This window comes from Corynebacterium sp. HMSC067D03, from assembly GCF_001811185.1.
Classification (GTDB): Bacteria; Actinomycetota; Actinomycetes; order Mycobacteriales; family Mycobacteriaceae; genus Corynebacterium; species Corynebacterium coyleae.
The window spans coordinates 20,970-32,307 of the sequence record NZ_KV803812.1 but is presented as its reverse complement, the minus strand read 5'-3'; the positions used below and the strand labels follow the sequence as shown (position 1 = coordinate 32,307).

12 protein-coding genes and 1 other RNA gene are annotated in these 11,338 nt (G+C 62.0%); 1 reads left to right on the top strand and 12 read right to left on the bottom strand.

Annotated elements, in window-relative coordinates:
* Positions 1-247: 247 nt before the first annotated feature.
* The 6 genes from HMPREF2785_RS05335 to HMPREF2785_RS05310 form a co-directional block, all read right to left on the bottom strand.
* A complete protein-coding gene (locus tag HMPREF2785_RS05335; RefSeq protein WP_070483094.1) occupies positions 248-1,003 on the bottom strand; it encodes an iron ABC transporter ATP-binding protein in 756 nt (251 codons plus the stop codon).
* Entirely contained in the window at positions 1,000-2,001 is a 1,002-nt protein-coding gene (locus HMPREF2785_RS05330; protein WP_070614455.1) for an iron chelate uptake ABC transporter family permease subunit, read from the bottom strand. The genes HMPREF2785_RS05335 and HMPREF2785_RS05330 overlap by 4 nt, the downstream gene beginning before the upstream one ends.
* Positions 1,994-2,971 (bottom strand): ABC transporter permease, encoded by a 978-nt coding sequence (locus HMPREF2785_RS05325; RefSeq protein ID WP_070452058.1) that lies wholly within the window; start codon positions 2,969-2,971, stop codon positions 1,994-1,996. Before HMPREF2785_RS05325 ends, HMPREF2785_RS05330 begins: the two co-directional genes overlap by 8 nt.
* Positions 2,972-2,978: 7 nt before the next feature.
* Positions 2,979-4,007 carry a siderophore ABC transporter substrate-binding protein gene (locus HMPREF2785_RS05320; RefSeq protein ID WP_070614454.1) on the bottom strand — a complete coding sequence of 343 codons (1,029 nt, stop codon included), beginning with the start codon at positions 4,005-4,007 and terminating at the stop codon, positions 2,979-2,981.
* A 186-nt stretch (positions 4,008-4,193) separates the two neighbouring features.
* Positions 4,194-4,751 carry an META domain-containing protein gene (locus HMPREF2785_RS05315; protein WP_168162457.1) on the bottom strand — a complete coding sequence of 186 codons (558 nt, stop codon included), beginning with the start codon at positions 4,749-4,751 and terminating at the stop codon, positions 4,194-4,196.
* Between the two features lie 52 nt (positions 4,752-4,803).
* Positions 4,804-5,358, bottom strand: a complete 555-nt coding sequence (locus tag HMPREF2785_RS05310) for an META domain-containing protein (protein ID WP_070614453.1) — start codon at positions 5,356-5,358, stop codon at positions 4,804-4,806.
* Between the two features lie 155 nt (positions 5,359-5,513).
* Here HMPREF2785_RS05310 and HMPREF2785_RS05305 point away from each other — a divergent pair, with 155 nt between their 5' ends.
* Complete coding sequence (locus HMPREF2785_RS05305; RefSeq protein WP_070614452.1) at positions 5,514-6,581, top strand: LLM class flavin-dependent oxidoreductase; 1,068 nt, start codon at positions 5,514-5,516, stop codon at positions 6,579-6,581.
* Between the two features lie 226 nt (positions 6,582-6,807).
* Here the strand turns inward: HMPREF2785_RS05305 and ssrA are convergent.
* The 6 genes from ssrA to prfB all read right to left on the bottom strand — a co-directional run bounded on the left by ssrA (position 6,808) and on the right by prfB (position 11,285).
* Positions 6,808-7,197, bottom strand: a transfer-messenger RNA (tmRNA) gene (ssrA, locus tag HMPREF2785_RS05300).
* Between the two features lie 176 nt (positions 7,198-7,373).
* The gene (locus HMPREF2785_RS05295) at positions 7,374-8,024 is read right to left on the bottom strand and encodes an SDR family oxidoreductase (protein ID WP_070614451.1); all 651 of its coding nucleotides are present in this window, start codon (positions 8,022-8,024) and stop codon (positions 7,374-7,376) included.
* A gap of 23 nt (positions 8,025-8,047) precedes the next feature.
* Positions 8,048-8,545 carry an SsrA-binding protein SmpB gene (gene smpB / locus HMPREF2785_RS05290; protein ID WP_070452075.1) on the bottom strand — a complete coding sequence of 166 codons (498 nt, stop codon included), beginning with the start codon at positions 8,543-8,545 and terminating at the stop codon, positions 8,048-8,050.
* A gap of 15 nt (positions 8,546-8,560) precedes the next feature.
* Positions 8,561-9,463 carry a permease-like cell division protein FtsX gene (ftsX, locus tag HMPREF2785_RS05285; RefSeq protein WP_070614450.1) on the bottom strand — a complete coding sequence of 301 codons (903 nt, stop codon included), beginning with the start codon at positions 9,461-9,463 and terminating at the stop codon, positions 8,561-8,563.
* Positions 9,464-9,465: 2 nt separating this feature from the next.
* Complete coding sequence (gene ftsE / locus HMPREF2785_RS05280; protein ID WP_070483076.1) at positions 9,466-10,158, bottom strand: cell division ATP-binding protein FtsE; 693 nt, start codon at positions 10,156-10,158, stop codon at positions 9,466-9,468.
* Between the two features lie 17 nt (positions 10,159-10,175).
* Positions 10,176-11,285 (bottom strand): peptide chain release factor 2, encoded by a 1,110-nt coding sequence (gene prfB / locus HMPREF2785_RS05275; protein ID WP_070422547.1) that lies wholly within the window; start codon positions 11,283-11,285, stop codon positions 10,176-10,178.
* Between the last annotated feature and the right edge of the window lie 53 nt (positions 11,286-11,338).

Genomic DNA, 11,338 nt, shown 5'->3' with positions numbered 1-11,338 from the left:
CAAACAACACCAGCACACCCAACAACCACAACTTTCAAAGTCACGGCCGTCTAAGCGGCGGAACCAGAGACTACAACACAACGTAAACCAAAGTCAAACCCAAGTTCAACCAGCGTTTACCTTGAACACGTAACCTCATGAAATTAACTTGTTCCCTCTCGCCAGCCCCTCAAGGCCGCTCGAAGCAACGGATGAAGATATAACCACGAACTCACAAACAACACAAATCCGCAGTACAGCGTAGGTTTTAGTGATAACACGCAATAGGTCCATGCGGACCTTCAATAACCTCCACCGGAGTATTGAAGATGGAGCTCAGCAGACTGTCGCGCATGATCTCGTCAACCGCACCAAAGGCGGCAACTTCCCCGTCCTTTACTGCGCAGATGTAGTCCGCGTAGCGTGCGGCGAAATTGATGTCGTGCAGAACGATCACGATGGTTCGGCCAAACTCGCGGGATGCGGAGTGCAGGTGCTTCATCATCTCTACGGAGTGGGAGATGTCGAGGTTGTTCAAGGGCTCGTCGAGAAGCACATAGTTCGTTTCCTGGCTAAGCACCATCGCAACGTAGGCGCGCTGACGCTGACCACCGGAGAGCTGGTCGAGGAAGCGATTCTCCAGCTCGCGCAGGCCGAGGAAGTCGATGTAGCGCGAGACGATCTCTTCATCTTCGGGGGTCAGGCGCCCACCCGAGTACGGGAAGCGGCCGAAGCCGACGAGTTGGCGCACGGTCAGGCGGGTCACAAAGTGGTTTTCCTGACGCAGGATGGACACGACTTTGGCCAGGTCCTTCGAGCGCGCCGAGGTGACGTCCATGCCTGCAACTTCGATGTGACCGGAATCGAGGTCGAGGAGCCTGCCGATCATCGTCAGTAGGGTCGACTTACCTGCACCGTTCGGGCCGACGAGGGCGGTGATGCCGCCTTCGGGGATGTCCAGGGTGACCGGTCCGATGTCAACACTGCTGCTGTAGGCCTTGCGGACTTCTTTGAGTTGAATCACAGGCGTCCCTTTCTCAAAATCACGATTAGGAAGGTCAGGCCACCGACCAGTTCGATGATGATGGAGACCACGCCTTGTGCGTAGAAGATGTGGTTCATCACAAAGTACGCACCCGACAGGATGCAGTATCCGAGCAGCATCGCCATCGGGAAGACGTAGCGGTGGTCGTAGGTATCCGCGGCTTGGTACGCGAGTGTGGCCACGAGGAAGCCGAGGAAGGTCATCGGGCCGACCAGCGCGGTCGATACCGCAATGAGGATGGCCACCAGCACGAGGGTGTAAATCGCGTGCTTTTTGTGGTCCACGCCTAGGTTCATGGATACGTCGCGCCCCAGCGACAGCACGTTGAGCGCGCGCGAGTTGAAGATCAGCATGCCCGCTGCCATGACAACCAGCGGAATTGCCAACGGGTAGTACTCCGGGTCGGCGTTGTTCACGGAGCCAAACAGGCGCGCGGTGAGCACGTCGAACTCGCTGGGTGTGAGCATGCGTTGCATGAACGTGGATACTGCGCCCAGTCCCCCGCCGAGCACGATGCCGACCAGCAGCATGGCGTGCATGTCGGGATTGTTGCCGGCGAGCAGCCAGGTGTATAGCACCAGGCTGAGCCCGATCATGAGCACAAGCTGGATGACAAACATCTGCAAGGTGTGGGCGTTAATCAGCCCTGCTGCGCCGAGAAAGTACACGGTTGAGGTGTGGATAGCAACGTAGAGCGATTCGAACCCCATGATGGACGGGGTGAGAATTCGGTTGTTTGTCACCGTTTGAAACGCCACGGTCGCTGTCGCTTGGCACACAGCCACGATTGCCATCGCGATCACCGCGTTCATGCGACGCTGCGCGATCAGCCAATAGCCGGTGGATCCGAACTCCATCGGGTTGCCGTACGCGAGCAGCCCCGCGGTAAATAATAGTGCGGCCACCGCAAGCGCGCCGATAATAATCCAGTAGCGCTTTTTGCTTGTCGACGACTGGAACGCCCCGATCTCACGCATTCCGGCTCCGCCTCACAATCATGGCGATAAACACCGCGGCGCCGACAACGCCGAGGATGACGGACACGGGCATTTCGAATGGCGCGATGATCGTGCGGCCGATGAGGTCGCACACCGTTACCACTCCAATGCCGGTAAGGCAGACCCATGGCAGGTTGGAGCGGAGGTCGTCGCCACGCATCATGCTCACAATGTTCGGCACAATCAGCCCCAGAAATGGCAGATTGCCGACGACAACCGTGACCACACCGGCGGCCACTGCGACCAGGCTGGTGCCGACGAGCACGATCCGGTTGTAATTCAGGCCAACGTTGGTGGCCACGTCTTCGCCGAGGCCGGCCACGGTGAGCCGGTCGGCGTAGAAGAACACGGCGATGACCACGAACAGCACGATCCACAGCACCTCGTACTGGCCGGCGATCACACTGGTGAACGAGCCGGCAAACCACACGCCGAGCGATTGCAACAGATCGGCCTGCAGCGCCCAATAGGTAGAGACTGCGCTGACCACGGCGCCGAGCATGATGCCGACGATCGGCACGATCAGGCTGGAGCGCAGCGTGACCTTGCGCAAAAAGGCGAAAAACACCATCGTGCCCACGAATGCGAAGCCGACGGCGAGCAGCATGCGCGTCATGATCGTGCCGTTGGGAAAGAACACGAACGACGCGAGCAGGCCAAGGCCAGCCCATTCGGTGGTGCCGGTGGTGGTCGGCTCGACGAAGCGGTTCTGGGTGAGCATCTGCATGATCAACCCACTCATCGCCATCGCCGCGCCGGCGAGCACCAACGCGATGGTGCGCGGGACGCGGGTAGTACGGAACATGGCCCAGCCGTCGTCGCTATTCAAAATGTCGTACTGCCCCACCGCAAGCGAGGTCAGCAGCAGTAAAACGACAACGACAACACCCACCCCAAGCTTCCAATCGAGAAGCTTGGGGCGGGTGGTAGTCGCAGTTGGATGTGTCATTCAGGGGTTACTTTGCAGCCTCGAACTTGTCTGCCAGATCGTTGAGGATCTCGGTGTAGGTGAGGATGGACTCGTTGGTGTAGGTGTCCTTCGGTGCCACGTAGACGTGGTTTTCCTTCACCGCGGTAACGTTCTGCAGCGCGGCAGAGTCGTTGATCACGGACAGAGCCTCCGGGGAATCCTTGGCGGACTTGATCGCTGCATCGCGGTCGAGAGCGAAGATCCAGAACGGGTTCGCGTCAGCGATTGCCTCGACGGAGATGTCATCACCCTTGTGGTCGTTAGAGGCGTTCTCCACCTGAAGCGCCGGAGTGAAGCCGATCAGGTCGAACAGCGGGCCCCACATGCGGCCGACGCCCGGTGCGACGTAGCCGATCTCGCCACCGGAAACGTTCACGGCCATGACGGTCTGGTCCGGGTTGTAGGCGGTGCGGGCGCGCTCGACAGCCTCGGTGAACTCCTTGACGGTCTGCTCAGCCTCGGCCTGCTTGCCAAAGATGTCGCCAAGTGCCAGGGTCTGGCGGATGAGCTCGCGGTCAAACGGCTCGCCGTCGCGCGGCTCGAACTCGACGAGCGTAGCGTTCGGAACCAGCTTCTCAATTTCCTCGTCGTACTTGCGGAAGCGCTGGCCAGAGACGATCACATCCGGGTCAGCGGCCACGATGGCCTCGAGGTTCGGCTCCTTGTGGTTGCCGATGTTGACAATGCTCTCATCGTCCGCGATACCCGGAATGGTGTTCGGGACGAGGTCGCGCGCTGCTGCGACCGGCTTAACGCCCCAGGAGTCCAGGAGCTCGAAGGTGCGGTTGTCCAGAGCGACGACGCGCTGCGGGTTTGCCGGCACTTCCTTCTCGCCGTAGTTGTCGGTCACCTTGACGGTGTCACCGTCGGTGGTGGCGGAGGAGGAGGCAGCCTCGGAGGTGGCTACTGCAGAGGTGGTGGTCTCAGCGGCCTGCTCGGAATTGGAGCAAGCGCCGAGGGTCAGCGAGCCTGCGGCTGCGAGGGCGATCAGCGCGGTGCGCGGGAAACGGATCATTGTCGTCCTTCCAGACTTAGGTAAGGGTTACCTGCGCCAGTTTAGGGTACCCATACTTAAAGTCAACCGGCACCCCCGGTTTCCGCCCATTTAGACTACAAAACTGTGTTGCAAATGACCGAGGTGGGGTCGTCGCAAAGCAAAAAGCCCCAGGGCGACCTGGAGCTTTGCTGTCTTTCGCGATTGCTAATCGACGACGCGCACCGGCAACTTCACAAACTCAACCGATTGCCCCTGTGCGGCCAGCGCAAGCGTGGACGGATCGACCTGGAACACCGCCGGGCCGGCGCGCAGGATCGTCTTTAGATCATTCGCGGCAACCTCCGCACCCGGAGGGCACGCCATGCGAGTCTCGTTGAGGTCACCGACGCGCAACCTGCCGGTCGTATCCACCTGGTAGGTGGAGTTACCCGCGTTGCAGCCATCGTTGTAGGTCAGCGTGCCGTCCGGGCGGAAATCAACGGTGACCTTGTCATTGTTCTTGGCACGCAAGGTGGTGTCCAGTGCGGGCTGGACTTGGTCGTTAGGCAACTGCGTCGCGCCTTCCGCAAGCGGAACCATCAGCCCAGTGCCAGCGGGCTGCTGCCCCGCCGGGTTAGAAAACAGGGAGGAACTCATCTGGACAAACTGGTCAATGCTGCTCGAGCGCTCCTGCGCGCCAGCCGTGCCGACACCAAGGGTGCCGCCGGCCAGGGCCGCGAGCGCGGTTGCAATGGACAATGTTTTCTGAGTCTTGATACCCATGCCCCACACGGTAGCGGCCGGATTCGCGGGTTCAAGGGGTTTCATGGGATGCCTATGCAACTCCAAGAAACTCAATCATCTTGCCTTGGGCGCCAAGGGCGATGGTGTCGTCGTTAAGTTTGTACACAGCGGGACCCGCTCGCAGGATCGACTTCAGTTCATCGGACTTGTTCATGCGGGTTGGATCACAAAGCCGCTGGGTCTCAGCGAACGCGCCCACCTTTACCCCACCGCGAGCGTTGACCTTGTAGGTTGCGTTGCCGACGTTGCAGCCGTCGTCGTAATTGAGCCGGCCCTGCGGCGTGAACGTCAGGGTGATCGCGGCATCTTCCTTCGCCTGCAGCGGCTGTGCGAGAGCTTCCTTTACATCCTTTGCTGCCAGTGGCTTGGCGTCCTTCGGCAGATCCTTCAGCAACATGCCTCCCTTATTGCCCAGCACGGCGCCGGTGTAGGTGTCCCAACCCTTCTGCACCAACTGGTCCAGGTTCGGGTTGGCCGACGAGAGCTGCGCTACCTGTGCGTGCGCGGTGCCAGCACCAATGAAGCCGCCAGCGATGGCAGCTAGGGCGGTTGCAGCGGACAACGTCTTCGCAGTCTTTGAAATCATGCGCACGACCGTAGCGCCGGGCTGTGGTCGCGCCAAGGGATTTAATAAACCTTTTAAGCTCCTCCAATACAACGTTGAGGCCGTTTTTCGGTTGCGCTGCTCGGCACAGGCTATGATATTTGTTGATATGTCACATAACTGATCTGGAGGACCCCATGAAAGCATTCGGTTTCTTGAGCTTCGGGCACTACGCCATCGGCGGCCAACGCGGCCCCTCGGCAGAAAAGGTAGCGAGAATCCACCTCGAGATCGCCAAAGCTGCCGACGAGATCGGCGTCAACAACGCATCCTTCCGCGTCCACCACTTCGTCCCGCAAGCCTCCGCCCCGATGCCGCTGCTCGGTGCGGTTGCGGGCTCCACCGAGCGCATCGAAGTTGGCACCGGCGTGATCGACATGCGCTACGAAAACCCGCTCTACCTCGCCGAAGAAGCCGCCTCCCTCTACCAACTCTCCGGCGGCCGCGTCGCCCTTGGTGTATCCCGCGGCGCCCCCGAGGTCGCCGAGCGCGGCTGGGAAGCATTCGGCTACAAGGGCGAAGCGCCGAACGGTGCCGACGTCGCCCGCAACCACCTCGAAACCTTCATGGCCGCCGTCGACGGCCACAGCTTCGCCACCGCCGCGCCCCTCGAGCGCCAGTACCCCAACATGTTCCAGCCCGGCTCCGCCCTGCCGGTCTTCCCCATGGTACCCGAGCTGCGCAAGCACATCTTCTACGGCTCCGGTACCCACGCGTCTGCCGAGCAGACCGCGCGAGACGGCCTGAACCTCATGTCCTCCACCCTGGTCTCCGAGACCACCGCGCAGACACTTGGCGAGATCCAAGTCGACCAAATCAACCGCTACCGCGCAGCTTGGAAGGAAGCCGGCCACGACTGGACCCCGCGCGTGTCCGTGTCCCGGTCCATCTTCCCCATCGTCGACGGCGCCGACATGGCACGCTTCGGCATGCAGGCCTCCGGCTCCGACCAGGTAGGCATGCTTCCCGAGGTCGGCGCCTCCACCTTCGGCCGCACCTACGCCGCCGAGCCGGACAAGCTCATCGAGCAGCTCAAGGCCGACCCTGCCGTCATGGCCGCCGACACCCTTCTGCTCACCATCCCGACCGGCATGGGCGTGGACGTAAACGTAAAGATCCTGGAAAACTTTGCCACCCACGTCGCCCCAGCACTCGGTTGGCAGCCGAACACGGAGGGCCCCGTCACCGGCTACGAGATCGTCTAGCTCCCCTTCGGGTGCCGCTAGACGGTCTCGCAGTGGCCTCGACGTTTCCCCAGGTCATATTGGGGACCGTTTTCATTATGGAGCTGATCGTCTGGTTGCCCGCGCGGGGAGCTAGACGATGTCGAGGAACTAGACGATGAGCACCGCAGAGTGGGGGCTGTACTCGGTGCAGGTTCGCCGGCAAATAATAAAACCCGCTGGCCGTTTGGCCAGCGGGTTTCGCACTCGGTGGAGCCGCCGGGAATTGAACCCGGGTCCTTCACCACCGCACCAGGGCTTCTCCGTGCGCAGTTCGCACAGAATCTCTGCTCGGCCCTCCGGATCAGGCGAACATGTCCGGATGACGGGCCCAGTCAGTGAAAAATGTCCCTTCCAAGGCCCCACTGACAGGGCCGGAAGGCAAGTCCCCTAAGTCGACGCCAGGTACCGGGTCGGGGACATCCCCGGCCTGACGGACACGCAGGTCGCTGAACCTTTCTAATTAGGCAGCGAGGGCGTAGTCACGCTGAGAGTTCTTCTCTGCGTTTATTAGTTACAGCGACGCTTTCGGTGGTCTCCTGCCTGCACCGGCACGCTTCCCCTGGCTAAGTGATGAAGTCGAAACCAAATCGACCCCTTCAACTACGAAGAAACGTAGGAGAAGAAACGTTACCCCACGCGGCGCCGGAGCACAAGGGGCCGAGCGCGCCGGAGCACAAGGGGCTGGGCACGCCAGAACCCGAGCAACGCCCGCAAGCCCGCCTCAGCCGGCAAGACCCGCCTCAGCCGGCAAGCCCTGCCCCAGCCGGCAACCTACCCCGTGAAGGCTGGGCGGACGCGGAGGAATTCGATGACGGCGTCGGGGCCGGCGTCGACAGCTAGGCGGGCTGCCTTGGCTACTTCGGTGGCGGCCATCTTGGGCAGGCCGTCGTCGCCGGAGAGCATGTCGGTGTCGGTGCGGCCCGGGTGCAGCGAGGTCACGCGCACCTTGCCGGCTTCCTCCTGTGCGAGCGAATCGGTAAAGCCGCGCAGCGCGAACTTGGAGGCGCAGTAGGCGGAGTTGTTGGCGATGCCGTGGTAGCCGGCGCCGGAGTTGATGGTGATGATCAGGCCGTTGGATCGTCGTAAAGCAGGAAGCAGCGCGCGGGTCAGGGTGACAGGCGCGTGGAGGTTGACTTCCATCGTGTTGCGCCAGGATGCGTCCGTGAGCTCCGAAAGAGAGCCGTTTTCCATCACGCCGGCGGCCAGCACGAGGACGTCGAGGTCCTCGATCTTGGAGGCCGCCTCCAAGATGGCTTCGGTGTCCGTCAGGTCCACCTCGAACGGCTCCGCGCTCGGCAGCGCCGAAACAATCTCGGACGCGTCCCGTGACGCGCCCGCGTAAATGTGGTGGTCCTTGCCAAGTTCTTCAGCGATCGCGCGACCGATGCCGCGGGACGCTCCAGTAATCAGTGCCTTTTTCATAGGCCCCCACCGTACTGAAAACGCTACGCCTTGATGCCCTTCAACTTGCGGCCCAGCTCACGGGTGATTTCGCGGTCCTCGGTGCGTCGCTTGATGGCGCGGCGCTTGTCGTAGTCCTGCTTACCTTGGCCGAGGCCCAACTCGACCTTGGCGCGGCCGTCTTTGAGGTAAAGCGACAGCGGGATGAGGGTGCGGTTGCCGTCGCGGACTTTGCCTTCCAGCGAGTCGATCTCGCGGCGGTGCAGCAGCAGTTTGCGGGTGCGGCGCGGCGGGTGGTTGGTCCAGTGCCCCTTGGAGTATTCGGGGATGTGCATGTTGCGCAGCCAGACTTCACCGTTGTCGATGGTGGCAAACGCCTCGACAAGCGACACCTTGCCTTCGCGCAGCGCCTTGATTTCGGTGCCTTGCAGGACGATGCCGCACTCCCAGGTGTCCAAGATGGTGTAGTCATGGCGAGCTTTCCGGTTGGTCGCTAGGACGCCGGTGTTGGAAAGCTTCTGCTTTTTGTTCTTCTTGGACATAGGCGCTCGAGTGTACTACTTCCGCACGTAGGAGCGAAGTGCCACCTGGGCTGCGAGGCCGCCGAGCACCATGGCGACGAGCCCGGTCAGTGGCATGACGGCCCACACGGCAGAGTCGGGGACGCGGGCGATGAGTTGGGAGGCATAGAGGTCGCCGAGCAGCGGGTCCACTAGGAACTGCTTGCCGGCCCACACGCCGAAGGTGGCCAGCACCGCGCCGAGCAGTACGGAGATCACGGCCTCGAGCACGAACGGGGCCTGGGTGTACCAGCGCGAGGCGCCGACCATGCGCATGATGCCGATCTGTTCGCGGCGGTTGAACGCAGCCAACTGCACCATGTTCGCGATCAGGAACACAGCGGCCAGCGCCTGTGCGGCGGCGATGACGAAGGCGGCGTTGCGGAACGTGTTCAGCGTGCCGGCGGCGGAGCGCACGGTGTCGGCTTGGTCTGAAATGACGGTGACCTGCGGCAGCTCACGGATCGCGTCAAGCGGCGCGGTGTCGGTCGGGTCCTCCAGGCGCACGTGCAGTGCGGCCGGCAGCGCATCCGGGGTGGTCTCACGCACGAGTTCCGGCTCGGCGTCCTGGAACAGTTCCACGAACCGCTCGTAGGACTGCTCGCGGGAGCGGAAGGTGACTTGCTCGACGCGGTCGTCGCCCTGCAGGGTGTCGCGTACCTGTTTGCAGGCGTCGGTGGAGCAGTCCTTGTCGCCCGCGGAGATGTCCTCGTCCAACTCGACCATCACTTCGACGCGGTCGAGGTAGAGCTTCTTCGTATCGGCGGTGGCCTGCGAGATCAAAATGCCCGTGCCGACGAGCGCGAGTGAGAGCGCCGTGGTGATCACCAGCGCGATGGTCATGGTCAGGTTGCGGCCGAGGCCTTTGAAGCCTTCGCGGAAGATGAAATTCCAATTCATGGTTACTTCCTCACATCCCCGTAGACGCCGTTTTGTTCGTCGCGCACGACCTTGCCTAACTGCAGTTCGATGACGCGTTTGCGCATGTCATCCACCGCACGCGCGTTGTGCGTGGACATGACCACGGTGGTTCCCATGCGGTTAATACGCGCAAGCAAGGCCATGATTTCGTCGGCGGTGCCGGGGTCGAGGTTGCCCGTGGGCTCGTCGCAAAGCATGAGCTTTGGCTTATCGACGAACGCACGCGCAATCGCAACACGCTGCTGCTCACCACCTGACAACTCGCGCGGCATACGATTCGCCTTCGCGCCGAGGCCGACAAGTTCGAGCGCCTCCGGCACGAGTTTGGCAATGCGGTCCTTCGGCTTGCCGATCACCTCGAGCGCGAACGCCACGTTGTCGTACACGTTGAGGTTGGGCAGCAGGCGGAAGTCCTGGAACACGTAGCCGATGGACTGGCGCAGTGTGTTGATCTGCTTGCCAGACAGTGCGTTGACGTGGAAGTCGCCGAAGTAGATGTCGCCGGAGGTGACGTTTTCCTCGCGGATCATCAACTGCAAGAACGACGATTTGCCGGAGCCGGACGCGCCGATCAGGAAGACGAACTCGCCGTCTGGGATCTCCAGGGTGACGTCGTTGAGCGCGGGGCGCGTGGACGTCGGATACGTCTTGGTCACATGGTCGAATCGGATCACGCGACACACCTTACCCGTTACTGGTGTGACTCTTGTTGCTGCTGTGCCATACGCCAGCGGATGCCGGCCTCCAGGAAGCCGTCGATGTCACCGTCGAGCACCTTCTGCGGGTCGCCCACCTCGTAGTCGGTGCGCAGGTCCTTCACCATCTGATACGGGTGCAGAACATAGGAGCGCATCTGGTTGCCCCAGCTGGCGTTACCACCCGCGCCGAGGGCGTCCATCTCCGCCTTTTCCTCCTGGCGCTTCTTCTCCAGAAGCTTGGACTGCAGCACGTTGAGCGCCGACGCCTTGTTCTGAATCTGGGACTTCTCGTTCTGGCAGGTCACCACGATGCCGGTCGGAATGTGGGTGATGCGCACCGCGGAGTCGGTGGTGTTCACGCTCTGTCCGCCCGGGCCAGAGGAACGGTAGACGTCCACGCGGATGTCCGAATCCGGGATGTCGATGTGGTCGGTGTGCTCCACGACCGGAAGCACCTCCACCTCGGCGAACGAGGTCTGGCGGCGGCCCTGGTTATCAAACGGCGAGATACGCACAAGCCGGTGCGCGCCCTGCTCCACCGACAACTGGCCGTAGAGGTAATCGCCGTGCACAACAAAGGTGGCGGACTTAATGCCGGCCTCTTCGGCGTAGGAGATGTCGTACACATCCACCTTGTGGCCAGCCTTTTCCGCCCAACGCACGTACATACGCATGAGCATCTCCGCCCAGTCCGCCGCGTCCACGCCACCGGCGCCAGAGCGGATGTTGACCACGGCCTCGCGCTCGTCGTATTCGCCGGAGAGCATGGTCTGCACCTCAAGCGAATCGATTTGCGCTGCCACGTCCGCCAACTCGTCGTCGGCCATCGAGGGGTCGCCTTCTTCTTCGGCGAGTTCGTACATGACCGGCAGGTCGTCGATACGCGAGCGCAACGACGTGACCTTCTTCAACCGCGACTGCACATTGGAAAGCTCAGTGGTCACCTGCTGTGCGTGCGCCGGATCGTCCCACAGAGACGGGTCGCCGGCTTGGGCCTCGAGTTCGCGGGCGCGCTCGCGGAGCACGTCGAGGTCCATCACCTTCTCGATGGTGGAAAGTGTGGACGAAAGATCCTTAATCCGCGCTTGAGTCTCGGGCTGCATAACCGGGAAGTCTAGCGAACTGCCTGACGCAGCCACCACGACGGGATAGAGTG

Coding starts and splice junctions, on each gene's coding strand:
- HMPREF2785_RS05330 (WP_070614455.1), bottom strand. CDS start 2,001: ATGCGTGAGATCGGGGCGTTCCAGTCGTCGACAAGCAAAAAGCGCTAC.
- HMPREF2785_RS05325 (WP_070452058.1), bottom strand. CDS start 2,971: ATGACACATCCAACTGCGACTACCACCCGCCCCAAGCTTCTCGATTGG.
- HMPREF2785_RS05320 (WP_070614454.1), bottom strand. CDS start 4,007: ATGATCCGTTTCCCGCGCACCGCGCTGATCGCCCTCGCAGCCGCAGGC.
- HMPREF2785_RS05315 (WP_168162457.1), bottom strand. CDS start 4,751: ATGGGTATCAAGACTCAGAAAACATTGTCCATTGCAACCGCGCTCGCG.
- HMPREF2785_RS05310 (WP_070614453.1), bottom strand. CDS start 5,358: ATGATTTCAAAGACTGCGAAGACGTTGTCCGCTGCAACCGCCCTAGCT.
- HMPREF2785_RS05305 (WP_070614452.1), top strand. CDS start 5,514: ATGAAAGCATTCGGTTTCTTGAGCTTCGGGCACTACGCCATCGGCGGC.
- HMPREF2785_RS05295 (WP_070614451.1), bottom strand. CDS start 8,024: ATGAAAAAGGCACTGATTACTGGAGCGTCCCGCGGCATCGGTCGCGCG.
- smpB (WP_070452075.1), bottom strand. CDS start 8,545: ATGTCCAAGAAGAACAAAAAGCAGAAGCTTTCCAACACCGGCGTCCTA.
- ftsX (WP_070614450.1), bottom strand. CDS start 9,463: ATGAATTGGAATTTCATCTTCCGCGAAGGCTTCAAAGGCCTCGGCCGC.
- prfB (WP_070422547.1), bottom strand. CDS start 11,285: ATGCAGCCCGAGACTCAAGCGCGGATTAAGGATCTTTCGTCCACACTT.